At 66.2% G+C, this 23,949-nt stretch carries 25 protein-coding genes; 11 read left to right on the top strand and 14 right to left on the bottom strand.

Annotated elements, in window-relative coordinates; all coding sequences use genetic code 11:
- The first annotated feature begins 5 nt into the window (after positions 1-5).
- Complete coding sequence (locus ACYCAX_RS13470; protein WP_294973252.1) at positions 6-377, top strand: hypothetical protein; 372 nt, start codon at positions 6-8, stop codon at positions 375-377.
- Positions 378-443: 66 nt separating this feature from the next.
- Here the strand turns inward: ACYCAX_RS13470 and ACYCAX_RS13465 are convergent, their stop codons facing one another.
- From ACYCAX_RS13465 to ACYCAX_RS13440, 6 genes are all read right to left on the bottom strand, one after another.
- On the bottom strand, positions 444-653 hold the full coding sequence (locus tag ACYCAX_RS13465; protein WP_015476243.1) for a cold-shock protein: 210 nt from the start codon (positions 651-653) through the stop codon (positions 444-446).
- Between the two features lie 367 nt (positions 654-1,020).
- Complete coding sequence (locus ACYCAX_RS13460; protein WP_460248221.1) at positions 1,021-1,992, bottom strand: DUF4340 domain-containing protein; 972 nt, start codon at positions 1,990-1,992, stop codon at positions 1,021-1,023.
- 10 nt (positions 1,993-2,002) lie between these two features.
- Positions 2,003-3,841: a GldG family protein gene (locus ACYCAX_RS13455; RefSeq protein ID WP_460248220.1), complete on the bottom strand. Its 1,839-nt coding sequence runs from the start codon at positions 3,839-3,841 to the stop codon at positions 2,003-2,005.
- Between the two features lie 10 nt (positions 3,842-3,851).
- Positions 3,852-4,586 (bottom strand): ABC transporter permease subunit, encoded by a 735-nt coding sequence (locus ACYCAX_RS13450; protein ID WP_294973244.1) that lies wholly within the window; start codon positions 4,584-4,586, stop codon positions 3,852-3,854.
- A complete protein-coding gene (locus ACYCAX_RS13445; protein WP_294973242.1) occupies positions 4,583-5,506 on the bottom strand; it encodes an ABC transporter ATP-binding protein in 924 nt (307 codons plus the stop codon). Before ACYCAX_RS13445 ends, ACYCAX_RS13450 begins: the two co-directional genes overlap by 4 nt.
- Positions 5,507-5,690: 184 nt before the next feature.
- The gene (locus tag ACYCAX_RS13440; RefSeq protein WP_294973240.1) at positions 5,691-6,158 is read right to left on the bottom strand and encodes a YMGG-like glycine zipper-containing protein; all 468 of its coding nucleotides are present in this window, start codon (positions 6,156-6,158) and stop codon (positions 5,691-5,693) included.
- Positions 6,159-6,327: 169 nt separating this feature from the next.
- On the opposite strand from ACYCAX_RS13440, the gene plsB reads away from it, so the two are divergent.
- The 5 genes from plsB (at position 6,328) to ACYCAX_RS13415 (ending at position 11,947) form a co-directional block, all read left to right on the top strand.
- Positions 6,328-8,835 carry a glycerol-3-phosphate 1-O-acyltransferase PlsB gene (plsB, locus tag ACYCAX_RS13435; protein WP_460248219.1) on the top strand — a complete coding sequence of 836 codons (2,508 nt, stop codon included), beginning with the start codon at positions 6,328-6,330 and terminating at the stop codon, positions 8,833-8,835.
- Positions 8,836-8,933: 98 nt separating this feature from the next.
- Positions 8,934-9,413 carry a low molecular weight protein-tyrosine-phosphatase gene (locus tag ACYCAX_RS13430; protein ID WP_015476236.1) on the top strand — a complete coding sequence of 160 codons (480 nt, stop codon included), beginning with the start codon at positions 8,934-8,936 and terminating at the stop codon, positions 9,411-9,413.
- A 78-nt stretch (positions 9,414-9,491) separates the two neighbouring features.
- Positions 9,492-10,634 (top strand): glycosyltransferase family 4 protein, encoded by a 1,143-nt coding sequence (locus ACYCAX_RS13425; protein ID WP_294973235.1) that lies wholly within the window; start codon positions 9,492-9,494, stop codon positions 10,632-10,634.
- Positions 10,635-10,760: 126 nt separating this feature from the next.
- Entirely contained in the window at positions 10,761-11,159 is a 399-nt protein-coding gene (locus ACYCAX_RS13420; protein ID WP_015476234.1) for a YbaY family lipoprotein, read from the top strand.
- A gap of 110 nt (positions 11,160-11,269) precedes the next feature.
- Positions 11,270-11,947, top strand: coding sequence for a DUF4197 domain-containing protein (locus ACYCAX_RS13415; protein WP_015476233.1), 678 nt, complete (start codon positions 11,270-11,272; stop codon positions 11,945-11,947).
- A 111-nt stretch (positions 11,948-12,058) separates the two neighbouring features.
- On the opposite strand, the gene ACYCAX_RS13410 is transcribed toward ACYCAX_RS13415, so the two are convergent.
- Positions 12,059-12,757: a GntR family transcriptional regulator gene (locus ACYCAX_RS13410; RefSeq protein ID WP_294973232.1), complete on the bottom strand. Its 699-nt coding sequence runs from the start codon at positions 12,755-12,757 to the stop codon at positions 12,059-12,061.
- Positions 12,758-12,829: 72 nt separating this feature from the next.
- The gene (locus ACYCAX_RS13405) at positions 12,830-13,564 is read right to left on the bottom strand and encodes an SDR family NAD(P)-dependent oxidoreductase (RefSeq protein WP_015476231.1); all 735 of its coding nucleotides are present in this window, start codon (positions 13,562-13,564) and stop codon (positions 12,830-12,832) included.
- Positions 13,565-13,865: 301 nt separating this feature from the next.
- On the opposite strand from ACYCAX_RS13405, the gene ACYCAX_RS13400 reads away from it, so the two are divergent.
- The 3 genes from ACYCAX_RS13400 (at position 13,866) to ACYCAX_RS13390 (ending at position 17,435) form a co-directional block, all read left to right on the top strand.
- Entirely contained in the window at positions 13,866-14,894 is a 1,029-nt protein-coding gene (locus ACYCAX_RS13400; protein ID WP_460248218.1) for an ABC transporter substrate-binding protein, read from the top strand.
- A gap of 124 nt (positions 14,895-15,018) precedes the next feature.
- Positions 15,019-16,116, top strand: a complete 1,098-nt coding sequence (locus tag ACYCAX_RS13395) for a phosphotransferase (RefSeq protein WP_460248217.1) — start codon at positions 15,019-15,021, stop codon at positions 16,114-16,116.
- Positions 16,113-17,435, top strand: a complete 1,323-nt coding sequence (locus ACYCAX_RS13390; protein ID WP_460248216.1) for an aspartate aminotransferase family protein — start codon at positions 16,113-16,115, stop codon at positions 17,433-17,435. Before ACYCAX_RS13395 ends, ACYCAX_RS13390 begins: the two co-directional genes overlap by 4 nt.
- Before the next feature lie 81 nt (positions 17,436-17,516).
- Here the strand turns inward: ACYCAX_RS13390 and ACYCAX_RS13385 are convergent, their stop codons facing one another.
- Positions 17,517-17,981 carry a sn-glycerol-3-phosphate transporter gene (locus ACYCAX_RS13385; protein ID WP_460248215.1) on the bottom strand — a complete coding sequence of 155 codons (465 nt, stop codon included), beginning with the start codon at positions 17,979-17,981 and terminating at the stop codon, positions 17,517-17,519.
- A 104-nt stretch (positions 17,982-18,085) separates the two neighbouring features.
- Positions 18,086-19,015 carry a LysR family transcriptional regulator gene (locus ACYCAX_RS13380; protein ID WP_294973223.1) on the bottom strand — a complete coding sequence of 310 codons (930 nt, stop codon included), beginning with the start codon at positions 19,013-19,015 and terminating at the stop codon, positions 18,086-18,088.
- A 93-nt stretch (positions 19,016-19,108) separates the two neighbouring features.
- Between ACYCAX_RS13380 and ACYCAX_RS13375 the strand changes: the two genes are divergently transcribed.
- Positions 19,109-19,708: a short chain dehydrogenase gene (locus ACYCAX_RS13375; RefSeq protein ID WP_015476225.1), complete on the top strand. Its 600-nt coding sequence runs from the start codon at positions 19,109-19,111 to the stop codon at positions 19,706-19,708.
- Positions 19,709-19,809: 101 nt separating this feature from the next.
- Here the strand turns inward: ACYCAX_RS13375 and ACYCAX_RS13370 are convergent, their stop codons facing one another.
- Positions 19,810-20,208 (bottom strand): DUF488 domain-containing protein, encoded by a 399-nt coding sequence (locus ACYCAX_RS13370; RefSeq protein WP_015476224.1) that lies wholly within the window; start codon positions 20,206-20,208, stop codon positions 19,810-19,812.
- Positions 20,209-20,294: 86 nt separating this feature from the next.
- Between ACYCAX_RS13370 and ACYCAX_RS13365 the strand changes: the two genes are divergently transcribed.
- On the top strand, positions 20,295-20,963 hold the full coding sequence (locus ACYCAX_RS13365) for a COG3650 family protein (protein WP_015476223.1): 669 nt from the start codon (positions 20,295-20,297) through the stop codon (positions 20,961-20,963).
- Between the two features lie 81 nt (positions 20,964-21,044).
- Here the strand turns inward: ACYCAX_RS13365 and ACYCAX_RS13360 are convergent, their stop codons facing one another.
- From ACYCAX_RS13360 to ACYCAX_RS13350, 3 genes are read right to left on the bottom strand one after another with little or no spacing between them, the layout of a single operon-like run.
- Complete coding sequence (locus ACYCAX_RS13360; RefSeq protein WP_294973219.1) at positions 21,045-21,734, bottom strand: aspartate/glutamate racemase family protein; 690 nt, start codon at positions 21,732-21,734, stop codon at positions 21,045-21,047.
- A 4-nt stretch (positions 21,735-21,738) separates the two neighbouring features.
- A complete protein-coding gene (locus ACYCAX_RS13355; protein WP_015476221.1) occupies positions 21,739-22,839 on the bottom strand; it encodes a PLP-dependent cysteine synthase family protein in 1,101 nt (366 codons plus the stop codon).
- A 27-nt stretch (positions 22,840-22,866) separates the two neighbouring features.
- Complete coding sequence (locus tag ACYCAX_RS13350) at positions 22,867-23,772, bottom strand: DMT family transporter (RefSeq protein WP_294973217.1); 906 nt, start codon at positions 23,770-23,772, stop codon at positions 22,867-22,869.
- Positions 23,773-23,949: the final 177 nt, after the last annotated feature.

Raw genomic sequence — 23,949 nt, 5'->3', positions numbered from 1 at the left:
ACGCCATGCGCCAACCGGATATCGAGATCTACCTCAAGGATGCCGACCAGGCCGCCGTCGGCGCCTGGCTGGAAAAGGCCCTTGGCCCCCGCTCCGAATGGCGCGCCCAGGGCGAGACACTCAAGTGCACCGCCGGCAGCATCCCGGTTACCTGGCTGCCGAAAGCCGTGGGCAAGTGGAACAGCCTGTTCCTGGACAGCGACGCCACGCCGTGGGACGACGACGTCGCCTGCGCCCGCGATGCCTGCGCCGCGCTGGAGGTGGAAGTACGCTGCGCACCGGGCGGCTGGAGCGAGGATCAGGGCGAAGAGGACGCGGACCGCTGGCTGAAGGTGACCACCGCGGGCGTCGAAGAGATTACCTGGCGCACGGGCTGAACCCGACCCGGGCAAGGCTTGAAAAACAAAGGCCCATCCATTGGACGGGCCTTTGTCTTCGGGGGCTCAGACCTTGGCGACGTCTTCCGCCTGGAGGCCTTTCTGACCCTGGATCACCGAGAACTCCACTTTCTGGCCTTCGACCAGGGAGCGGTGACCATCGCCACGAATGGCACGGTAGTGAACGAAAACGTCCGGACCGCTATCGCGTTGAATGAATCCATAACCTTTGGCGTCATTGAACCACTTGACGGTTCCGACCTCACGATCAGCCATTACCACACTCTCCAACTTGCCTATTATTTTTGGGTGGCCCCCGAAATGAGGACTTCAACGGTTCGTCCGGCAGAACGTTTTCCTCATCATCCGACCTGGGCCAGAGCCGCGTTGGAAGGCAATTCGAATAACGCCCGCAGGCGACCGCGATCCCGAGTATATAAACCAAAAGTTACAGCTGGAAAGCACTTTTTCATCAACTCCGCGGCCCTATGACCAAACAGGCCAAAGTGCCATTTTTCGGGGCCTGCAGGGCCATTTTGGGGCTCGTTACCCTGCGTAACGAAAGTGTTTCGAACTTGGACTCGCTCACAACTTTGCACGATAGTTCCGGGCGTTTTCGCAACACCCGGCGCCTGTTTCCCAATCAGGGTTTGCGTCCCTGCATATCCTCCAGACGTCGCGCCAGCGCACCGGCCTGCTCCGGTTCGATGCGATAGGCCCAGTCGCTGCGCGCCAGGACCTGTCCCTCGGCAAAGCCTTCCACCCGATCCAGCAGCAACCACGGCTGCCCGCCCTGGCGCTGCAGATGGGCCGAGAGCCGCCCGCCGTCGAGCGTCTTCAGCGTCAGCGAAAGCTGCGGCGGGCCCTTGAACTGCACCTGATCCAACGGCGCAGCCTCGTTGAACAGCAGGTTGCCGAACGGCAGCGCCATTCCGTTCGCCGCCGCCTCATCGGGCAGCCGCGCGTCCTTGGGCAACTGACGCACCCGCAGGTTGGGTTCGCCGGGCTTGTCGCGGTAGACCGTCAAGGTCTCACCCTTGGGGTAGCGCACCGAGACTTCGGCGATGTCCTCGAAGGCAATACGGGTCACCCGCCGGTCCAGCCAGTCCAGTTCGTCGGGGGGCAGGTTCAGGAACTGATCGATCAGCCAGACCTGGTCGTCTCCCGGCTGGCGCACCAGGCGGCCGCCCTGCTGCGCGTTCTTGCCCAGCAGCACGTCGATGGGGGCGCCGGAGACCCGCTCCAGGGTCAGGCGCACGGCGGCGCCCTCGCCCTTCTCCGCCAGCCCGAGTCGGGCGAAGTTGGCCGGATCGCGTGTCTTGGGCTCGACCTTGCGCGCCTGCGCCAGGTCCTGCAGCAGGTCGCCGATCAGGCGTCCCGCCGCCCGGTAGTCTTCCTTCGCCGGCATCACCCAGCCGCCGTCCTTGCGCGCCACCTGGATCGGCGGCTGGCCGGGACGTTCGATACGCACGCCGCTGACCTGCTGCGGGTCGAGCCCCGGCAGGTAGTGGGTGTCTTCTACCGGCAAGGGTTCGGGCCCGCGCTGCAGCCAGAAGAACAGGCCGCCGAGGGCCATCACCAGCACTACCAGCAATAACAGGCTCTTGCGCTGCATGACGATCTCCTCAGGCGTGCCGGCGCCGGCGGCGCCATAACCACAGGGCGAGTACGCCGACCGTCAGCAGCACCGGCACCAGGGCGATGTTGATGACTTTCAGGCGCGTGCCGAGGGCGTCGATATCGGCATTGAGCTGAAACTGCACCTCGCGCAGCTCCTTGCGGATGCGTACGCGTTCCTGGATGAACTGCTGCACGGCATGCTGCTGTTCCGGCGTCAGTTCGGTGACCTTGCTCGGGTCCTGGTTCTGCAGCGCGGCCAGCTTCTGCTCGGTCTCGGCCAGGCGCTGCTTGAGCGCATCCTCCTTCTCGCGGAAGTGCGATTCGGCCTGGCGCTGCAGGTCGTCGACCACGCTGAACGGTCGGCTGAAGCGACCGCGCGAGCGCACGCTGATCAAGGCGTCGGAACCGGTCAGGTTGTCCAGGGTGTTGATCACGTAGTTGGCGTTATCCGCCCAGGGCTGCGGCACGCGCTCGCCGAAGAAGTCCTGCACCTGTACCCACAGGCGGTCGGTGAGCAGGTCGGTGTCGGCCACGGCAATCACATTGATGTTCTCCGCGCTCCCGAGTCCGTCCTTGTGCCCCTCGATGCCCTGCGGGAACGCGCTCTGCGCCGGTCCCTGGATGCGTGCGGCGAGGGTGTAGCGCTCGCCGCTGGGCTTGAGTTCGCGCATCAGCGCGCCGGGGTCCTGCAGGTTGACGAACAGTCGCGCCTCGAACGGCATGGCGTAGGTGGAACTGCTCAGCAGCGGGGTGAAGCGGGTCTTCGCGCCGTCCAGCGGCTTGAGGATGCCGGCCGTGGCCAGGGTGATGCTGCTCAGCCCGGCGGTGGTGACGTCATCCGGGTCCAGCGCGCGTCTGTCCAGGTTCAGCCAGGCCGGATGGTGCGTCGTACGCTGGCCCTGGCCCATACCTACGTTCATGGCGTAGCGGCCGTCGCCCAGCACCTGGCCCGGCAACAGTTGCACACCCCAGGCCTTGAACAGCGGTTCGAGATCCGACGCCGGTTCACCGGCCCCTTCCAGTACCGCCATCGGCGAGGCCTTGTCCGCCTCGCTGTAGGGGTCGACGAACACCAGCAGTTTGCCGCCGCGCAGGACGAACTGGTCGATGGCGTAGAGCGTCTGCTGCGGCAGTTGCTTGGGGTGCACCAGCATCAGCACGCTGACGTCGTCGGGAATGCGGTCGACGTCCGTCTTCAGGCTCTTCAGGTCGAACTGCTGGCGCACTTCCTCCAGCAACATCCACGGCGAGGTGGGCTGCTGGGTCTGCATGTCGAAGCCACCGTTCAGGTTCAGCGTCGAGATCAATCCCACCACCGGCCGTTTGGGTTGCGCCAGCCCCTGGATCAGGCGGCTGACGTCGTACTCGAGGAACTGCTCCTGGTCCGGCTGGAAGAACGGGATCACCTGCACATCGTCCAGCGCATTGGTGCCGGCCAGGCCGAAGTACAGCGAATCGCCGCCACCCGGCAGCGGCACGCCCTGCAATCCGAACTCGGTGGCCTTGTCCTCGTCCTCGGAGAACGGCTGCGGGTCGATCAGGTGCAGGCGGATCCTGCCGTCGGCCTGGCGCTCGTAGGCCTTGAGCAGTTCCTCGACGCGCTTGGCGTAGTTGCGCAGCGGGACCAGGTCGCGGCTGCCTTTGTCGGAGTAGAAGAAGTACAGGTTCACCGGCTCCTTGAGCGAGCCGAGGATCTGCCTCGTTCCGTCGGAGATGGTGTAGAGCTTCTGTTGCGTCAGGTCCAGCCGCGCGCCGGTGAACAACAGGCCGGAGAGCATGTTGAACGCCAGGAACAGCAGCGCGATCACCACGAGTCCGGCCCCGGAAAGCATCATCTTTTTCATCTGGGCGTCCTCAGTCGGCTTTCTTCAGGTCGACCACCACCGCGGTGGCGGCCAGCCAGGCGGCGATCAGGCTGGCGAAGTACAGCAGGTCGCGCAGGTCGATCACGCCCTTGCCGATGGCGTCGAAGCGAGTGAGGAAACTCAGCGAGGCCACCGCATCGAGCAACCACTGCGGCGCCCAGGCACTGAAGGCGTCCAGCACCAGCGGGAAGCCACTGGCGATGAAGATGAAACACACCACCACCGCGAGGATGAAGGCGATCACCTGGTTCTTCGCCAGCGCCGACATGCACGAGCCAATTGCCAGGTAGGCCCCGGCCAGCAGCCAACTGCCCAGGTAGCCGGCGAGTATCGCGCCGTTGTCCGGCTCGCCCAGGTAATTGACGGTGATCACCATCGGGAAGGTCAGCAGCAGCGCCAGCCCGGCGAAGGCCCAGGCGGCGAGGAACTTGCCGGTCACCGCCTCGGCACGGGTGATCGGCAGGGTCATCAGCAATTCGATGGTCCCCGACTTGCGTTCCTCCGCCCACAGGCGCATGGCGATGGCCGGAATCAGGAACAGATAGAGCCAGGGGTGGAAGTTGAAGAAGGCGTTCAGATCAGCCTGGTTCCGCTCGTAGAAACTGCCCAGGTAGAAGGTGAAAACGCCCGATAGCACAAGGAAAATGACGATGAACACGTAGGCCAGCGGCGTGGCGAAATAGCTCGCCAGCTCGCGCCTGAAGATGACCGGCAACTGCTTCATGCCGCCTCCCCCCGGGTCAGGCTGCGGAACACTTCGTCGAGGCGGCCGCGCTCGACATCCAGCTCGCGGATGTGCCAGCCGCGCTCGGCGATCAACGCATTGACCTGCGGGAAGATCACCTGCCCCGGCTGCGCCAGCACGGTCAGGCTGCCGTCCACGGTGTTCTCTTCCAGTCCGGCGACGCCCGGCAGCGCCGCCAGCGCGGCGTGGTCCAGCGCGCCTTCGGCCACCAGCGTCACCGCCTGGTGGTAGCGCGAGCGGCTTTCCAGCGTCAGCGGCGTGCCGTCGGCCACCAGCCGGCCATTGGCGATCACCACGGCGCGGGTGCAGACCGCCGTAACCTCTTCGAGGATGTGCGTGGAAATGATGATGATGCGCCCGCAGGCCAGGCGGCGGATCAGCTCGCGCACCTGGTGCTTCTGGTTCGGGTCGAGGCCGTCGGTAGGCTCGTCGAGGATCAGCACCTGGGGATCATGGAGGATCGCCTGGGCCACGCCGACGCGGCGCTTGAAGCCTTTGGACAGGGTTTCGATGGACTGCTCGCGGACCTGTTCCAGTTCCAGTTGCTCGACCACCCGGCCGACCCGCTCGCGCTTCTGTGCGCCACGGAAGCCACGGACCTCGGCGATGAACTCGAGGAAGGCGCGGACCCTCATGTCGCCATAGCAGGGCGCCCCTTCGGGCAGGTAGCCGATCTGCCGCTGCGCCTCGAGCGTTTGGGTGAGGATGTCGTGGCCGAAGATGCTCGCGGTGCCGGAAGTCGGCGCGAGGAAGCCGGTCAGCATCTTCATGGTGGTGGACTTGCCGGCGCCGTTGGGGCCGAGGAACCCCAGCACCTCGCCCTGCGCCACGCGCAGCGACAGATCATCGACCGCCGTGTACGGGCCGAAGCGTTTCGTGAGTCTTGTTATTTCGATCATGGTCTCTCACCGTGCGCCCGTCCCGGTACGCGGAAACGCTGGAGGGAGACGGGCTCTCCAAATGGCAGCGGGACTATAGGAATGCACGGCGGGGCAATGCAAGGCAACGTGCCTTACCAAAGATTACAAGGCACGCCGCCATCACCAACGCTGCGGCCGACCCGGCACGGGCAGCCGCGAAGCGTCAGGGACTGACCTGGTAGCCGCGTCCCTGCAGGCAACTGCTGTAGGCGGTGGCGCTGGCCGAACTCTGCGCGCTCTGCTGATCGCGGCGGCCCTGGCGACGCTCCTGGCGCTGGCGCATACCGCCGGCCACCGCGCCGGCAGCGGCGACTTCACCGGCGCGGTTCTGCCGGTACTGCTGCTTGGTATCGTCGCTGACCCGGTCGTAGACCTCGTCATGCTGCCGCCCACGCACCTCGGCGCCGACCGCACCCGCCGCCGCCCCGGCTGCCGCGCCGCGCACGCGTCCGCCGACATGCGGGCTGGACGTGCCGGCGCTGCTCGCGGCGTTGGCGGCAACCCCGTTGCAGTAGTCCATGTCCTGCTGCATCTGCTGGCTGCTCTGGCCATTGAGCGGCATCACCGACTGAGCCCCGGCCGGCGTCGCGCAGACCAGCGCCAGCAGACATCCCCAGGTAACGGTACGCATCGCTCCACCTCCATCGAATGGAACCCTGATCAAGCAGGATAGCCCCTGCCGACGGGGCGTCAGCCCGGCTCCGACCAAGCGCCCACGGCTTTGCTGCACGCCCCCTGATCCGGCACACTAGCGCCCCTGAGCAATCGCTCGTTTTACTTCTGCCAGCCATAGGGCCTGTATGCCACGTTACCCGTTCCGCCGCTTCGGTTTTGGTGCCCTGCGCCGCCTGCTGTACCTCTGGGTGCGCTCGGAAACCATCAACCAGTCGGCCTTCAGCCTGAAGATCGACCGCAGCAAGCCGGTCCTCTACGTCCTGCAGCAACCCTCGGTAACCGACCTCGCGGTGGTGGACAGCGAATGCCGCAAGGCCGGCCTGCCGCGGCCGGTGATGCCGGTGGCAGTGGGTGAATCCATCGAGCCGGCGGCCTTCTTCTACCTGACGCCGGAGCCCGACTGGCTCGGCCGCCAGGACAAGCGCGGCGCGCCGCCGGCGCTGGTGCGCATGCTCGGCGCCATCGGCCAGAACGGTATCGACGACGCGCAGATCGTTCCGGTCAGCGTGTTCTGGGGCCAATCCCCGGACAGCGAGAAGAGCGCCTGGAAGCTGCTGTTCGCCGACAACTGGGCCGTCACCGGGCGCCTGCGCAAACTGGCGCGCATCCTCATCCTCGGCCGCAAGACCCGCGTGCAGTTCTCCGCGCCCATCCACCTGCGCGAACTGGTCGAGCAGGACAAAGGCCATGCGCGCACCCTGCGCATGGTGCAACGCATCCTGCGGGTGCATTTCCGCAACCAGAAGACCGCGGTGATCGGCCCGGACCTCTCCCACCGCCGTACCCTGGTCAAGGGCCTGCTGCGCGCGCCGCTGGTGCGCCAGGCGATCCAGGAAGAGTGCGATACCCAGAAGATCGCCCAGGAAAAGGCCGAAGCCACCGCCCTGCGCTACGCCAACGAGATCGCCGCCGACGTCTCCTACCCGGTGATCCGCTTCCTCGAAGTGACCCTGACCTGGTTCTGGAACAAGCTCTACGAGGGCGTGAAGGTCAACCACATCGAGCGCGTGCAGGACGTCGCCCAGGGCCACGAGATCGTCTACGTGCCCTGCCACCGCAGCCACATCGACTACCTGCTGCTGTCCTACCTGCTGTTCCGCAACGGCCTGACCCCGCCGCACATCGCCGCCGGCATCAACCTCAACATGCCCATCGTCGGCTCCATCCTGCGCCGTGGCGGCGCCTTCTTCATGCGCCGCAGCTTCAAGGGCAACCAGCTGTACACCGCGGTGTTCAACGAATACCTGCACACCCTGTTCAGCCGCGGTTTCTCCACCGAGTACTTCGTCGAAGGCGGCCGCTCGCGCACCGGGCGCATGCTGCACCCGCGCACCGGCATGCTGGCGATCACCCTGCGCAGCTTCCTGCGCGACTCGCGCCGGCCCATCGTCTTCGTCCCCGTGTACATCGGCTACGAGCGCGTACTCGAAGGCCGCACCTACCTGGGCGAGCTGCGCGGGGCGGCGAAAAAGAAGGAGTCGATCTTCGACATCTTCAAGGTCATCGGCGCGCTGAAGCAGCGCTTCGGCCAGGTCTGGGTGAACTTCGGCGAGCCGATCCACCTCGACCGCTTCCTCGACCAGCAGCAGCCGGACTGGCGCCAGCAGACGCTGGGCCCGGAATACCGCCCGGCCTGGCTGTCGGACACCACCAACCACCTGGCCCGCGACGTCGCCCGCCACCTCAACGACGCCGCCGCGATCAACCCGGTGAACCTGGTCGCCCTGGCGCTGCTCTCCACCACCCGCCTGGCCCTGGACGAAACCGCCCTGGCGCGGGTGATCGACCTCTACCTCGACCTGCTGCGCAAGGTGCCCTACTCACCCAGCGCAACCCTGCCCGACGGCGACGGCCAGCAGCAGATCGAATACGTGAAGAGCATGAACCTGCTCAGCGAACAGAAGGACGCCCTCGGCCACATCTGCTACCTCGACGAGCAGAACGCGGTGCTGATGACCTACTACCGCAACAACGTGCTGCACATCTTCGCCCTGCCGGCGCTGATCGCCAGCTTCTTCCAGAACAGCGGGCGGATCAGCCGCGAGCAGTTGCTGCGCTACACCCGCGCGCTGTATCCGTACCTGCAGGCCGAGCTGTTCATCCGCTGGAACCTGGACGAACTGGACGCCGTGGTCGACCAGTGGCTGCAGGCCCTGGTGGCCAGCGAACTGCTCAAGCAGGAGAACGACACCTTCATCCGTCCGGCCCCCAGCTCGCGCCAGTACGTGCTACTGACCCTGCTGGCCCGCTCCATCGCCCAGACCCTGCAGCGTTTCTACATGGCCATCTCGCTGGTGCTCAACGCCGGACAGAAGCAGCTCAGCGCCGAGGAACTGGAAAACCTCTGCACCGTGATGGCCCAGCGCCTGTCGATCCTCCACGGCCTCAACGCCCCGGAGTTCTTCGACAAGAGCCTGTTCCGTCACTTCATCCAGACCCTGCTGGACGAAGATGTGCTGCGCAAGGACGAACACGGCAAGCTGAGCTACCACGAACTGCTCGGCGAACTGGCCGAAGGCGCGGCCAAGCGGGTGCTGCCGGCGGAAATCCGGCTGTCGATCCGCCAGGTCGCGCTGGACCGGCCCAGCCAGGAGCAATCCCCCAGCGCAGAGCCACCCGCCACCCAGGCCTAGCGCGCCCGTCGGCGACATCCGCCGAATACTTGACGCACCCTGCCGCGATCGTTAGTTTTCTGACACATCATCCATCGATCGCGGTCAGGGACGCTCCCGTGTTCAACAGGATCCTGCTCGTCTGCGTCGGCAACATCTGCCGTAGCCCCACCGCCGAACACCTGCTTCGCGAATCCCTGCCAGGCAGCGGCATCGCTATCGCCTCGGCGGGGATTAGCGCCCTGGTCGGCCACCCTATCGAGAGTACCGCGCTGGCTATCCTCGGCGACCACGGCCACCGTCCGCCGCCCCATCGCGCCCGTCAACTGAACCGCGAGCTGATCCACGAGGCCAACCTGGTGCTGGTCATGGAACACGGCCAGATCCAGGACGTCATCCGACTCTCGCCCGAGGCACGCGGCAAGACCTTCCTGCTCGGCAAATGGCTGCACAACCTGGAAATCCCCGACCCCTATCGCAAGGGCCCGGAGGCGTTCGAGCACAGCTACCGGCTGATCGAACGCGCGGTATCCAGCTGGGCCGGGCGGCTACGCCCGCGAAGACAGCAGGTGCCCGGCCAACCGGGCCAATCGGCATGACGCCGACACCTCCACGGACCCCGTTCGGTTGTCGGGTCCACCCTCGGCGCACGAAGCACCAGGAGTCCACAGCCGTCCATGAACAACCAGCACACGCCCCCGCCCTTCGATGACCGCGACCTCGGCCAGCCACCGCGCCGTCTGCGCATCCTGCATGTCGCCGAAACCATCCAGGGCGGCGTCGCCAGCTACCTGGAAACGCTGGACAAGACCTCCCCCCACGACAACCGCTTCCTGATCCCCGGCAGCCAAGCCCACTGCACCTCGATTGCTCCCGACAAACTGCTGCCGTTCAAGGGCGAGCGGCGGCTCACGCGCATCGCCCACCTGTTCAAGGCGCTGCATGGCGCCCTGCGGCGCGAACGCTATGACCTGATCCACCTGCACAGTTCGCTGGCCGGCTACGTCTTCGTCCTGCGCCGGCTGGCGCTGCTGAAATCTCCGCCCGCGGTGTACTGCGCCCACGGCTGGTCGTTCCTGCGCGAAACGTCACGCCTGGAACACCTGGCGTGCCGCTCCCTGGACTTCCTCACCGGCGTGCTCGCGAACGGCATCATTCATATATCCCGCACCGAGCAGGCGCGCGCGGCGTTCATCCCCAATGCCAACCAGGCCGTGCTCTACAACCCGATCGATCCGCACTACATCGCGCAACCGCCATCGACCACCGAACGGTCGGCCAATACCGTGCTGTTCGTCGGTCGCCTGGATTACCAGAAGGGCTTCGACGTGCTCTACCGCGCCTTCCTCGATCCGGCGCTGCAGGACTGCCGGCTGCTGGTGGCCGGGTCGTCGGTACTCGCAAGCTCCGCCTACGGGGAAACCGCCAACGTCCGCTTCCTTGGCTGGCAGAACAAGGAAAGCCTGCACCGGCTCTACGAGCAGGCCACGCTGACCATCATGCCGTCACGCTGGGAAGGCTTCGGGCTGGTGGCCATCGAATCCCTCGCCAGGGGCACTCAGGTACTGGTCAACCAGACCGGCTCGCTGCCGGAGATCGTCGCGCCCGTTGGGCTGGTGGCGGACCTCTCGCGCGCGGACACACTGGTCGAACAGCTCAGGCACGCCCTCGACGCGCCGCCCCGCCATACGCCCGAAGCCCTGCACGCCTTCGTCAGGGAGCGCTTCGCGCCGGAGCGTTTCGCCCGCGAGCTCTCGGCCTTCTACGCCAGGACCCTGGGCATCGACGCCAGCCTGCAGAACCTGCCCGCGCAGTCGTAGCCAGTGTCTGGAGCCGGCCGCCGGGACATCCGGCAACACATCTCCCTCACCTGGATCAGGGACGCTGCAACTATCCTGGGGCATGCTTGTCCTACGCCCCCCTGAGTTCAAGGAGAGTCCCACCCCATGAAAGCCCTTCCCCTCCTCCTGATGGCCGGCCTGCTCGCCGCCTGCAGTTCCACGCCCCCGGCGAGCAAGGCATCGCTGGACGGCGAAGTGTTCTACCTGCAGCGCATCGCCCTGCCGCCGAGCGCGAAAGTGACGGTCAGCCTGCAGGACGTATCCCTGGCCGACGCCCCCGCCCAGGAACTGGCCCAGCAGACGCTGGAGCCGGGTCGCCAGGTGCCGCTGGCCTTCCATCTGGAATACGACCGCGACGCGGTCAAGCCGGGCCATAGCTATGCCGTCAGCGCGCGCATCGAGGACAATGGCCGCCTGATGTTCATCAGCACCGAGCGCCACAGCGTCAAGCTGGACGGCCAGGACCCGCAACCGCTGCGCGTACGCGTCGACCCGGTGCGCTGATTCACCACGCCGCCGGGTTTTCCCTGGCGGCGTCAGTCCGTTAATCTCCCCGCCTCATTCTCCACCTCGGCGGCCACACTGGCCGCCGAACTCCGTTCAAGGAAGTTTCGATGTTGCGAATCCCCGCTCTGCTGGCCGGCGCCCTGCTCTCGGTCAACGCCTTCGCCCTGTCCCTCTCCGACCTCAGCCAGAGCGACGCCTCGGGCGGCCTGAAGGACGCATTGACCCAGGGCGCGCAGGTCGCCGTGCGCCAGCTCAGCCAGCCTGGCGGCTTCAGCAATGACCCGCAGGTGCGCATCGAACTGCCGGGCAAACTGGGCAAGGCCGCCAAGACCATGAAGCAGTTCGGCATGGGCGCGCAGGTCGACCAGCTGGAAGCCAGCATGAACAAGGCCGCCGAGGCGGCCATGCCGCAGGCCCAGGCACTGCTGCTGGACGCCGTGAAGAAGATGACCGTGACCGACGCCAAGGGCATCCTCCAGGGTGGCGACGATGCCGCCACCGAATACCTCGACCGCAGCAGCCGCGAGCAACTGCGCGCCAAGTTCCTGCCGATCATCAAGCAGGCCACCGACCAGGTCGGCGTGGCCAAGCAGTACAACGCCTTCGCCAGCCAGGCCGCCGCCTTCGGCGTGGTCGACGCGAAAAGCGCCAACATCGAGAACTACGTGACCGAGGAAGCGCTGGACGGCCTGTTCAAGGTCATCGCCGAACAGGAGAAAGGCATTCGCCAGAATCCCACCGCCGCGGCCACGGGCCTGGCGAAGAAGGTGTTCGGGGTGCTCTGAGCCTCTCCCGAACGGCAAAAGAAAAGGCCCGGCAGATGCCGGGCCTTTTCATGTCGAGCAGTTCCCGCTCGCGAACATCTCCCGGCGACCAGGGTGTGAAGCGGCTCGCTCCTACAACGGAGCTCGACCAGCAGGCGACTCCTCAGTCTCACTCTGGGCAATGAACTCCAGCATCTTTTCGCTGCCGTCGACCAGATCGGCGTGGATCGCTGCGCGGGCGGCGGTGCCGTCGCCTTCGCGCAGCGCCCGCAGGACGTCCCAATGATGCTCGATGGCCATGCGCTCGTTGAAGTCGGCGTAGGCCTGGGCGATCAGCGGGCCGGTGCGCATCCACAGGCTGTCGAGGAAGGCGCGCAGCAGCGGCATGCCGGCGACGTCGGCCAGGGCGAAATGGAACGCCTGATTGAGCTTGAGCGCCGAAACCAGGTCCTCGGCATGGATCGCCGCCAGGTTGGCGCGGATGTTGGCTTCCAGCGCATTCAATTGCTCGGCGCTGGCCCTGGCGGCAGCCGTCTCGGCCGCCAGCCCTTCGAGGGCCACGCGGATGCTGCGGATTTCCAGGTACTGCTCGCGGGTAAGCAGCGGCACGCGGATGTCGCGCGGCGTCCTGAGTACCAGTGCCTGTTCCTTGGCCAGTTGCAGGATGGCGTCGCGCACCGGGGTCACGCTGGTACCCAGTTGCTGGGCCAGGTCGCGGATACGCAGGCGGTCGTCCGGCTTGAAGCGGCCGGTGATCAGCGCCTCGTGCAACAGCGCATAGACGCCGCTGCCCAGGTAGGAATGGTTCAGTCCTTCGATCGGGTAGTTCATCGCTTTCTCATCGCGTGCTGCGGCATTTCCGGCGCGCATGATGCGGATTGAGCGCGCCGGATGCCAGCGGGATCACACATGCTGGCCGCCGTTGATGTGGATTTCCGCGCCATTCACGTAGGACGCGCCACTGGTGCAGAGGAAATGGATCAACGAGGCGACCTCCTCCGGCTTGCCCAGGCGGTGCATGGGAATGTCGCGCTCGACGATCAGCTCGGTCCCGGAGGAAAGGATCGCGGTATCGATCTCCCCCGGCGCGATGGCATTGACGCGCACGCCGTGCGGGCCGAAGTCGTGGGCCATCTCGCGGGTCAGCGCCGCCAGCGCGGCCTTGGAGCAGGCGTAGGCGACGCCGGCGAAGGGATGCACCCGTGAACCGGCAATGGAGGTGACGTTGATCACCGAGCCCTTGGCCGCCTTCAGCTCATCGAACAGCCCGCGCGCCAGCAGCGCGGTGGAGAACAGGTTGACGTTGAACACTTTCAACCAGGTGGCGTAGTCGCTTTCCAGCACGCCCAGGCGCTCCCCGTCCTGCCCTTTCGGCGAGATGCCGGCGTTGTTCACCAGCGCGTGCAGGGTGCCACCGAGCTTTTCGCGGATCTGCGGCAGGCTGGCCTGCACGCTGTCGATGTCTTCCAGGTCCAGGTGGATGTGGTTGATCAGCCCTTCGGCCCAGGGGCATTCGGCGCTCCAGTCCTGGCGCGAGGCGGTGAACACGCGCCAGCCCGCGGCGTTGAAGTGCTTCACCGTCGCGTGGCCGATGCCGCGGCTGGCGCCGGTGAGCAGCAAGGTCTTGGTCGGATTCATTGCATCCCCCTGCAAAAATGGACGTCCGTGGTGGCACGACGAGTATCGGCGTGCGCAATGGATCAAATAAAAACATGATGCATCATGTTTTGGAAGGTGTTTAAATCGACTTCGCGTCAGCCAATTCCAAACAACAACAAGAAACTGGAGGACATCCCATGCTCGACCGCACCTGCACCGCGCGCTCCTCACCCTGAGCCAACGGGCGACCGGTCGGCCTCCCAGCTCGGGCCGCCCCAGCCCTTCTCTTGAAGCTGCCTTCTTTTCGATGGGCCGGATTGGCCCGACCAGGAGTAATTGCATGTTCAAGAAAGCCGTAGCACTGATGATGCTGGCCGGCGGCGCCGCCCAGCTCCACGCCGAGACACTGACCGTGGTGTCCTTCGGTGGCGATAACAAGGTGGCCCAGGAAAAGGCCTTCTACAAACCCTTCGAGCAACAGGCCAAGGTCACCGTCCAGGGCGCCGAGTACAACGGCGAGATGGCCAAGATCAAGGTCATGGCCGACACCGGCAAGACCAGTTGGGACGTGGTCGAGGTGGAATCCCCGGAACTCATGCGCGGTTGCAGCGAAGGCCTGTTCGAGCAGCTCGACTGGTCGAAGCTGGGCAAGCGCGAGGACTTCCTCGACGCCGCCGTGAGCGACTGCGGCGTGGGCATCTTCATCTGGTCCACGGTGCTGACCTATGACGCCAAGAAGCTCGCCAGCGCCCCGACCGGCTGGGCCGACTTTTGGGACGTGAAGAAGTACCCGGGCAAGCGCGGCCTGCGCCGTGGCGCCAAGTTCACCCTGGAGTTCGCCCTGGAAGCGGACGGCGTGAAACAGGCCGACCTGTACAAGGTGCTCGGCACCAAGGAAGGCGTGGACCGCGCGTTCAAGAAACTCGACGAGATAAAGCCCTACATCCAGTGGTGGGAAGCCGGCGCGCAACCGCTGCAATGGCTGGCCGCCGGCGACGTGGTGATGACCAGCGCCTACAACGGCCGCGTCGCCACCGCGCAGAAGGAAGGCCGCGACTTCGCCATCCAGTGGAACGGCAGCATCTACGACCTGGACCACTGGGCCATCGTCAAGGGCAGCCCGAAGAAGGAGCTCTCCGAGCAGTTCATCGCCCTGGCCAACAAGCCCGAGCACCAGAAGGTCTTCGCCGAGAGCATCCCCTACGGCCCGACCAACAAGAACACCATCCCGCTGATCGACCCGGCCATCGCGCCGAATCTGCCCACCGCGCCGCAGAACCTGGAAAACGCACGCGCGATGGACACCGAGTTCTGGATCGACCACGGCGAGGAACTGGAACAACGCTTCAACGCCTGGGCGAGCAAGTAAGCCGGTGGCGACCGTCCGGCCCGCCCCGGACGGTCGCGCCAGCCTCGCCGCAGCGCCTGTCCGCCTGAACCCGCAGTACCGCGCTACCCGCTCCACCCACGCTGAACCCGCTGGAGATGTACCCGTGCCCCTCAACACCGCGCCCGTCCACGACCACCTGCTGGAAGCGGCTCCCGCCCAAGTGAGCGACGTCCAGGCCACCGCCATTGCCGAGGAATACTTCGGCCAGCGCGGCACGCTGAACCGCCTCGCCGGCGAACGCGACCTGAACTTCCACATCAGCCACGGCCACGGCGACGACCGCCTGCTCAAGCTCTCCCACCCGCTGGAAGATCCGCAGGTGGTGGACTTCCAGACCCGCGCCCTGCTGCGTGTCGAAGCTGCCGACCCAACCCTGGCCGTGCAGCGCGTCTATCCCTCGCTGGGCGGCGAGTACCAGATGCCTGTGGAAGTCGACGGCCAGCCAATGCTTGCGCGGCTGTTCTCCTTCGTCGACGGCGTACCGCTGCACCGCGTGCCGCAACGCAGCCGCGCCCTGCGTGAAAACCTCGGCGACGCCCTGGCGCGCCTCGGACTAGCGCTCAACGGCTTCGAACACCCGGCGTCCGGCCACGAACTGCTGTGGGACATGAAGCACGCCTCGCGCCTGCGCCGGCTGCTGGCCTACATCGAGGACCGCGAGCAGCGCGCGCTGGTCGAACGCTTCCTCGATAACTTCGAGCGCCACGCACTGCCCCGCCAGGCCACGCTGCGCGCCCAGGTCATCCACAACGACCTGAACCCGCACAACGTCATCGTCGACGCCGCGCATCCCGACCTGCTGCGCAACATCCTCGACTTCGGCGACATGGTCCACGCCCCGCTGATCAACGACCTCGGCGTCGCCGCCGCCTACCAGGTGGGCGAACCGGACGCACCGCTGGCCCCCGCCTGCGAGATGATCGCCGCCTACCACCGACGCTGCCCGCTGCTTGAGGCCGAGCAGGAAATCCTCGCCGACCTGATCGCCACGCGCCTGATCATGACCCTGTGCATCACCGCCTGGCGCGCCAGCCTGCATCCCGAGAACCGCGACTACATCCTGCGCAACACCCGTCACGCCTGGCAGGGCCTGCAAGGCCTGGCCCGCCTGAGCCGCGAGCAGGCGCAGGAACAGATCGCCGCCGCCTGCCGCGCCCCGGCCCACTCCATCTCCAGCGGAAAAGAGGAGCCCCGCCCATGACCATGCCCAACGGATTCAGCCCGGCCGACGCCGACCGCCTGAGCGCTGAAGAGCGCCGCCTGATCGAGCGCCGCGAGCGCCTGCTCGGCCCGGCCTACCGGCTGTTCTACGAGCGCCCGCTGCACACCGTGCGCGGCGAAGGGGTCTGGCTCTATGACAAGCAGGGCAACCGCTACCTCGATGCCTACAACAACGTCGCCTCCATCGGCCACTGCCACCCGCGCGTGGTGCAGGCCATCGCCAGCCAGGCGGCGGTGCTGAACACCCACACCCGCTACCTGCAGGAAGGTATCCTCGACTACGCCGAGGACCTGCTCTCCACCTTCCCCGCCGGCCTCGACCAGGCGATGTTCACCTGCACCGGCAGCGAGGCCAACGACCTCGCCCTGCGCATCGCCCGCCACTACACCGGCGGCACCGGGGTGATCATCACCCGCTTCGCCTACCACGGCGTCACCGGCGACATCTCAGAACTCTCGCCCGCCCTGGGCAGCGGCATCACCCTGCCCGCCCACGCCCGCACCGTGCGTGCGCCGGACGCCTACCGCCTCGGCGCCGAAAACGTCGCCAGGACCCTCGCCGACGACGTGCGCGCCGCCATCGCCGACCTGCGCGCCCACGGCATCAAGCCCGCCGCGCTGCTGCTCGACGGCATCTTCGCCAGCGACGGCGTGCTGCCCGATCCAGCCGGTTTCCTCAGCGAAGCGGTGAAGGTTGCCCGCGACGAAGGCCTGCTCTACATCGCCGACGAAGTACAAAGCGGCTTCGCCCGTACCGGCGCGACGATGTGGGGCTTCCAGCGCCACGGCGTGCAGCCGGACCTGGTCACCCTCGGCAAGCCGATGGGCAACGGCCAGCCGATCGCCGGCGTGGTGGCTCGGGCGGACATCCTCGATACCTTCGGGCGCAACGTACGCTACTTCAACACCTTCGGCGGCAACCCGGTGTCCTGCGCGGCGGCCCAGGCGGTGCTCGACGTGATCCGCGACGAACGCTTGCAGGAACGCTCGCAGCGCATTGGCGACTTCATGCTCCAGGGCATCCGCAAGCTGGCCGAGCGCCATGAACTGATCGGCGACGTGCGCGGCGCGGGGTTGTTCCTCGGCGTCGAACTGGTGACCGAGCGCGCCGACAAGACGCCCGCCACCCACCAGACCCGCCGCGTGGTCAACGCCATGCGCGAACGCGGCGTGCTGATCAGCGCCGCCGGCCCATTGGAGAACATCCTGAAGATCCGCCCGCTGCTGGCCTTCGAGCAGGAACACGCCGAGCTGTTCATCGACTGCCTGGACAAGGCATTGCAGGAAGTTGCCGGCTGAATCGACAGCGCAGGCAGAAACGGGCGTGGGCTACGGAGGTTTACCCCTCGCAGCCCACGCCCGTTTTCAATTCAGTGATCTTCAGAAACCTGCGCCGACGTTGATCATCGCGGCGGAATTGCCCAGTACCACCAGCTCGGTGCCGACCGGCCCGAGGCGAACGCCGAGGGAAGGAATGATCGCCGGTGCCACGCCGTAGCGGTTCAGCGGGATCTTGTCGCGGTACTTGCCGTGATAACCCTGCAACGCACCGCCGGTAACCTTGGCGTAGAACGGCGTACCCTCCCGGTCGAAACGCTTGCCGGCGTAGGCATAGTTGGAGCGCTGGCTGAAGGAGTTGCGGAAGGTCGCCCCGCCGAACACGATACCGTCGGCTCGATTGCGCTCGAGGCCGATCAGATCCTGGTGGTTGTTGTGCTCCGGGTCGTGGCTCCAGTGAGTGGTGTAGACACTGCTCTGCAGGTACCAGAAATCCCCGTTCCCGGCTTGGGCGGCGGCGCAGCCGAGTGTCAGCAGCAGCGCAATCGACAGGGCGGAACGGTTCATGGCAACAGCCTCGGGGAGCCTTCAGAAAAACAGGCTCAAAGCCTAAGCCTCCCACCCTGAACCCTCTCTGAACCAATGCCGAACAGACCTGGACGAAGCTTTCTTCAGCCTTCCAGCGCGACCAGTTGCTGCCGGCTCTGCTCGAACCAGCGCAGCAGGTAGCCCGCCAGCAACTGCGTGCGGCGCGGCAGGCGGCCCTGGTACGGATGGATGAGGAACACCGGTTGGGTGCGGGTCTGGTACTCGCGCAGCAGCCAGATCAGGCGACCTTCAGCCAATTCCTGCTGAATCATGTAGGACGGCAGCCGGCTGATACCCGCGCCGGCCAGCGCCGCCTTCTTCAGCAAGGTGTAGTGGTTGCTCGCCAGCAGGCCGCTGACCGTCACCCGGAACAGTTCGTGATGGCGCTGGTAGAGCCAGATGCCGCTGTCCTGGTAATGGGTGTTCTGCAGGCAGGAATGCCCGGCCAGTTCCGCCGGCGACTGCGGCACGCCGTGTTGCGCCAGATAATCCGGGGTGGCGCAGGTCAACTCCTGCAGGGCGAACAGCGGCTTGGCCACCAGGCGCTCGTCCACCGCCAGGCTGCCGGAACGAATCGCCAGGTCGAAACCATCCGCCACCAGGTCACGCCGTTCGTTGGACAGGTCCAGTTCGAGACGGACGTCCGGGTACTCACGGGAAAATTCCATCAGCCAGGCATCGAAGAAAGTCTCGCCCAGGGACACCGGCACGCTCAAACGCACCGTGCCCCGCGCCTCGTCCTGCAACGCCAGCACCGCCTGCCGCGCTCGCACCGCCTGGAGGTTGAGCGCCTGGACCTCGGGCAACAGCGCAGCGCCCGCAGCGGTCAGCGACAAACGCCGCGTCGTGCGGTGCAGCAGCGTTGCACCCAGGGCCTGTTCCAGGGCGGAAATGCGCTTCGACAACTGCCCTTTGCTGCAGCCCAGGCGCTCCGCCGCGCGGGTGAAACTGCCGCATTCCAGGAGCACGGCGAAGGCCGAAAGGTCTTCCAGATCGCTGGCAATTGTTTCCATATGAAAACCAAAGGTTGTCGATTGGCTGGATTATCACAACAAGACGCCACTTTACTCTGTAGTCGTCTTCAGCCAAATCCCCTCGGAGCCTTCATGAAAATCATCCTGATCGGTGCCAGCGGCACCCTCGGCCAGGCCGTCGCCAACGAACTGGGCCAGCGCCATGAGATCATCCGCGTCGGCCGCAACAGCGGCGACCTGCGCGTGGACATCACCGACAGCGCCTCGATCCGCGCACTGTTCGAGCAGACCGGCGGTTTCGACGCCCTGATCAGCGCCGCCGGCACGGTACACTTCGGCCCGCTCGCGGAAATGGGCGAGACGGAAATGGCAATCGGCCTGAAGGACAAGCTGATGGGCCAGGTGAACCTGGTGCTGATCGGCAGCCAGTACGCCAACGACGGCGCCTCCTTCACCCTCACCAGCGGCATTCTCAGCGAACAGCCGATCGTGCTGGGCAGCTCGGCCAGCCTGGTCAACGGTGCGCTGGAAGGCTTCGTGCGCAGCGCCGCCCTGGAACTGCCACGCGGCCAGCGGATCAACGCGGTGAGCCCGAACGTGCTGGAAGAGTCGATGGAAGGCTATGCGCCGTTCTTCCGCGGCTTCAAGCCGGTGCCGGCCGCCGACGCCGCCCTGGGCTTCGCCCGCAGCGTGGAAGGCGCGCAGACCGGGCAGGTATACAAGATCTGGTGATGGTGCAACGCGGGTGACACGTTCGCCTCGGTTCGCGAGCAAGCTCGCTCCTACAAGTTGCAGCGCTCTTCGTAGGAGCGAGCTTGCTCGCGAACGGATCCCTACTCGGTCTTCCCCGCGTAGCAGACCGGCGAACTCCCCTCGCCCTGCTTCTCCAGCTCGTCCTCGAGAAACTCCGCCAGCACCTGGGCATTGTTGTGATCCTCGTCCTTGGCCGCGTAGAGCAACGTCAAGTTGCCCTTCCGCGCCAGGTCGAGCAGCCCCATCCAGTACTCCGGGTGGGCATTCAGCTCGCGGTGGTACGCCGTGCGAAATTCTTCGAACAGCCCCGGATCGTGGTGGAAGCGCTGACGCAACTCGTTGGACGGTGAAACCTCCTTGGCCCACAGCTCCATCTGCAGGTCTTCCTTGCGGATCCCGCGCGGCCACAGGCGGTCCACCAACACACGCTGGCCATCCTCCGGTGCCGCCGGCTCATAGGCACGCTTGCAACGAATCATCCGATTTCCTCCCCGAGCCTGGCATTACCCTTGAGATGACCGGCTTCGCTGGGTAACGTGGGCCCACTTTCGAGGGAGCCCGTTCCATGCGATCCAGCCGTTTCATTCTGTTCAGCCTGCTACCCCTGTTCGCCGCCTGCCAGGTGTGGACACCGAACAAGACCGATCTTAACGCCTCCACCCGCCTGCAGGGCGAACTCAGCCGACAGGACGGCAAGCTGATGTTCCGCAGTTGCGCCGAACAGCGCCGCTTCAGCGTCGAGGACAGTGGCAATACCGGCCTGCCCCGCGAAGCCAGCAGCCTGTTCGACGACGGCGCCAGCACCCTGTTCGTCGACCTGCGCGGCAACTTCAGCGGCAGTACCGCCTCGGGCACCGACGGCAAGCTGGAAGTCAGCAAGATCTATCGCCTGCAGCACGAAGGCCCCGGCTGCGACGATCCGAACTTCAAGCGCAGCATCGTCCGCGCCCACGGCAATGAACCGGGCTGGAGCGTGCTGATCAACAACCAGGGGCTGCTGCTCGAACAGCCCGGCAAGGCATCGCTGGTGGTGCCCTACATCGCCGAGGGCCTGCCCAATGGCAGCACCAGCTACTCCAGCGAGGCCAACGGCGAAAAGCTGGAGCTCTGGGTCGCCCCGGCGCGCTGCCAGGACAGCATGAGCGGCGCGCTGACCAACCTGTCCGCCGAGCTGCGGGTGGACAACCAGGTCATGCAGGGTTGCGCCTATCCGGGCGGATCCAGCAACGACTGACTGCCCCGCGCTCCCGCTTGCGGGGGAGAAGTAGCCTGAGGGGTCTTTGATCCTGCAGGAGCGGACCAGCGCTTTCCCGACTCAGAGCGCTCGTTCGGCGGCCTGCCGTGCGTGGATGGCCGTGGTATCGAACAGCGGCACCGACGCGTCCTGCGGGCCGACCAGCAGGGAAATCTCGGTACAGCCCAGGATCACCGCCTGCGCGCCGCGCGCCACCAGCGAAGCGATGATGCTTCTATAGGCCTCGCGCGACTCATCGCGAATCCGTCCCAGGCACAGCTCCTCGTAGATGATCCGGTGCACCACCTGGCGCTCGTCTGCCGAGGGCGTCAGCACCGCCATGCCGAACCGCTCCTGCAACCGGTCCTTGTAGAACGCCTGCTCCATCGTGAAGCGCGTGCCGAGCAGGCCGACCGTCGTCACCCCCGCCGCGCGGATCGCCTCGGCGGTCGGGTCGGCGATATGCAGCAGCGGAATGTCCACCGCCGCCTCGATGGCCGACGCCACCTTGTGCATGGTGTTGGTGCAGAGCACCAGGAAGTCCGCGCCAGCCGCCCGCAGCGAACGCGCCGCGTCGGCCAGCAGGCGTCCGGCGGCGTCCCAGTCGCCGGCATGCTGCAGACGCTCGATCTCGTGGAAATCCACGCTGTACAGCACGATCTTCGCCGAGTGCAGGCCGCCCAGGCGTTCCTTGATGGCCTGGTTGATCTGCCGGTAGTAGGGAATGGTGGATTCCCAGCTCATGCCGCCAATCAGTCCGATGGTTTTCATGGGTTCACTCCAGCCCACAGCAGGGAACGCCGCCCGACAGCGCCGCGCCCTGTTCGGCGCACTGGCGCACGGTCTCGATCAGCGGATCGAGATCGAAGCCCTGGGACAGCAGCCACAACGGGTTGTAATAGGTGGTCTCGTAGCGCTCGCCGCTGTCGCAGAGGATCGCCACGATCGAGCCGCTCTCGCCACGCGCCACCATCTGCTGCGCCACCAGCAACGCGCCGACCAGATTGGTGCCGCTGGAACCGCCGACACGTCGGCCCAGTCGCTGCGCCAGGTAATGCATGGCCGCCAGCGACAGATCGTCCGGCACCTGGCAGCAGGCATCGATCACCGCGGGCAAGAAGGATGCTTCCACGCGCGGCCGACCGATACCCTCGATGCGCGAACCGTAGCTCAGCGTCAGGTTGCGGTCGCCGGTGCGGTAGGCATCGAAGAATACCGAGCGCTCGGCGTCGGCGCAGAGCACGCGGGTGTCATGCCGGCGATAGCGGGCGAAGCGGCCAAGGGTGGCCAGTGTGCCGCCAGTGCCGGGGCTGGAGACCAGCCAGGACGGTTCGGCGAAACGCTCGTGGCGCATCTGCTGGAAGATCGACTCGGCGATGTTGTTGTTCGCCCGCCAGTCGGTGGCGCGCTCAGCGTAGGTGAACTGGTCCATGAAGTGCCCGCCGGTTTCCTTCGCCAGGCGCTCGGACTCGGCGTAGATCTGCGTCGGGTCCTCCACCAGGTGCGCCTGGCCGCCGTAGAAGGCGATCTGCGCGATCTTCTCCTTGGAGGTGCTGGCCGGCACCACGGCAATGAACGGCAGGCCGAGCAGCCGCGCGAAGTAGGCTTCGGAGATCGCCGTCGAGCCGCTGGACGCCTCGATCACCGGAGCGCCCGGCTTCAGCCAGCCGTTGCACAGCGCGTAGAGGAACAGCGAGCGCGCCAGGCGGTGCTTGAGGCTGCCGGTGGGGTGGCTGGACTCGTCCTTGAAATACAGGTCGACGCCCGGCAGGCCAGGCATCTCGAGGGGGATCAAATGGGTATCGGCGCTGCGCTGGAAATCCGCCTCGATGATGCGAATCGCCTCGCGGGTCCAGTTACGGTCTTGGGCGGACATGCTGTTTCCTCGTCGAATGGCAGAAAGTCAGTCCAGCACACCGGCGGGTGGCGTGGGCGGCGCGCTGCGCCACTGACTGACGGCGACCCCGACGAACACCAGGCCGGCGGCCAGCGCCTGCTGGCCGCTGAACACTTCGCCCAGCAGCAGCGCGGCGAAGATCAGGGTGAACACCGGAATCAGGTTGATGAAGCCCGTCGCCTGGCTCGCCGGCAGGCGGCTGACGCCGAAGTTGTACAGGCCGTAGGCGCCGACGGTCACCACGCTGCCCAGGTAGATCAGCGCGAACCAGCCGCTGGGGCCCGGCGCGGACGGCAACCCGGAGCTGAGCAGCGCCAGCGGCAGGAAGAACAGCGAGCCGACGAACGCCTGCATGGCGGTCAGGATGAACGGCGAGTAGCGCGCCGACAGGTGCTTGAGCAACAAGGTGTAGCCGGTGGCGCAGAGCATCGCCAGCAGCTCGTAGAAGTTGCCCAGCAGCGGATGCGGCGCATGGCCGTCCGACTCGCTGGCCAAGGTCAGCCAGAGCGCGCCGAGCACCGCCAGGGCGAAACCGAACCAGGTGTTGCGAGCGATCTTCTCGTGCAGCAGGAAGAACGCCCCCACAGCCACCAGCAACGGCAGCAGCGCCGTGATCATGCCGGCCTGGGCGGCGCTGGTGTGCTGCAGCGCCAGGGACTCGAAGATGAAGTACAGGCAGGGCTCGCAGGCGGCGAGCCCGAGCAGCCATTTCCAGTCGCCCGGCCGGTAGTCGATGCGTCCGCGCCAGCGCCAGGCGATGAGGAAGATCAGGCTGCCCAGCGCCATGCGGACGAAGATCACCCACATCGCCGGCATTTCCTGGAAGGCGAATTTCAGGGCGATGAAGGAACTGCCCCAGAGCGCCATCGCCAACACCAGGCACGCCAGGGCGAACGGCCGGGATTGCTGCACGGGACGCTCCAGTCAAAAGATCCCCGGAGTATAGGAGGCGCGCGCTTGCGGCCGACAGGTACAGAACGGGAGGGAAACTGTATGGGCCGGGCGGACGCCTGTAGGAGCGAGCTTGCTCGCGAACCGTCTCAACGACCTATCCGCCGGTGAATCCGTTCGCGAGCAAGCTCGCTCCTA

It is taken from the genome of Pseudomonas sp. MT3, assembly GCF_054720805.1.
The sequence above is the reverse complement of the archived record's forward strand: the minus strand, read 5'-3'. Positions and strand labels throughout refer to the sequence as shown.

Bases quoted from the DNA above. Each gene is read 5' to 3' on its own strand.
- ACYCAX_RS13460 (WP_460248221.1), bottom strand. From the start codon at position 1,992: ATGCAGCGCAAGAGCCTGTTATTGCTGGTAGTGCTGGTGATGGCCCTC.
- ACYCAX_RS13355 (WP_015476221.1), bottom strand. From the start codon at position 22,839: ATGTCCGCCCAAGACCGTAACTGGACCCGCGAGGCGATTCGCATCATC.
- ACYCAX_RS13405 (WP_015476231.1), bottom strand. From the start codon at position 13,564: ATGAATCCGACCAAGACCTTGCTGCTCACCGGCGCCAGCCGCGGCATC.
- ACYCAX_RS13465 (WP_015476243.1), bottom strand. From the start codon at position 653: ATGGCTGATCGTGAGGTCGGAACCGTCAAGTGGTTCAATGACGCCAAA.
- ACYCAX_RS13380 (WP_294973223.1), bottom strand. From the start codon at position 19,015: ATGGAAACAATTGCCAGCGATCTGGAAGACCTTTCGGCCTTCGCCGTG.
- ACYCAX_RS13390 (WP_460248216.1), top strand. From the start codon at position 16,113: ATGACCATGCCCAACGGATTCAGCCCGGCCGACGCCGACCGCCTGAGC.
- ACYCAX_RS13440 (WP_294973240.1), bottom strand. From the start codon at position 6,158: ATGCGTACCGTTACCTGGGGATGTCTGCTGGCGCTGGTCTGCGCGACG.
- ACYCAX_RS13450 (WP_294973244.1), bottom strand. From the start codon at position 4,586: ATGAAGCAGTTGCCGGTCATCTTCAGGCGCGAGCTGGCGAGCTATTTC.
- ACYCAX_RS13360 (WP_294973219.1), bottom strand. From the start codon at position 21,734: ATGAAAACCATCGGACTGATTGGCGGCATGAGCTGGGAATCCACCATT.
- ACYCAX_RS13420 (WP_015476234.1), top strand. From the start codon at position 10,761: ATGAAAGCCCTTCCCCTCCTCCTGATGGCCGGCCTGCTCGCCGCCTGC.
- ACYCAX_RS13400 (WP_460248218.1), top strand. From the start codon at position 13,866: ATGTTCAAGAAAGCCGTAGCACTGATGATGCTGGCCGGCGGCGCCGCC.
- ACYCAX_RS13385 (WP_460248215.1), bottom strand. From the start codon at position 17,981: ATGAACCGTTCCGCCCTGTCGATTGCGCTGCTGCTGACACTCGGCTGC.
- ACYCAX_RS13425 (WP_294973235.1), top strand. From the start codon at position 9,492: ATGAACAACCAGCACACGCCCCCGCCCTTCGATGACCGCGACCTCGGC.
- ACYCAX_RS13445 (WP_294973242.1), bottom strand. From the start codon at position 5,506: ATGATCGAAATAACAAGACTCACGAAACGCTTCGGCCCGTACACGGCG.
- ACYCAX_RS13370 (WP_015476224.1), bottom strand. From the start codon at position 20,208: ATGATTCGTTGCAAGCGTGCCTATGAGCCGGCGGCACCGGAGGATGGC.
- ACYCAX_RS13365 (WP_015476223.1), top strand. From the start codon at position 20,295: ATGCGATCCAGCCGTTTCATTCTGTTCAGCCTGCTACCCCTGTTCGCC.
- ACYCAX_RS13470 (WP_294973252.1), top strand. From the start codon at position 6: ATGCGCCAACCGGATATCGAGATCTACCTCAAGGATGCCGACCAGGCC.
- ACYCAX_RS13415 (WP_015476233.1), top strand. From the start codon at position 11,270: ATGTTGCGAATCCCCGCTCTGCTGGCCGGCGCCCTGCTCTCGGTCAAC.
- plsB (WP_460248219.1), top strand. From the start codon at position 6,328: ATGCCACGTTACCCGTTCCGCCGCTTCGGTTTTGGTGCCCTGCGCCGC.
- ACYCAX_RS13410 (WP_294973232.1), bottom strand. From the start codon at position 12,757: ATGAACTACCCGATCGAAGGACTGAACCATTCCTACCTGGGCAGCGGC.
- ACYCAX_RS13455 (WP_460248220.1), bottom strand. From the start codon at position 3,841: ATGAAAAAGATGATGCTTTCCGGGGCCGGACTCGTGGTGATCGCGCTG.
- ACYCAX_RS13375 (WP_015476225.1), top strand. From the start codon at position 19,109: ATGAAAATCATCCTGATCGGTGCCAGCGGCACCCTCGGCCAGGCCGTC.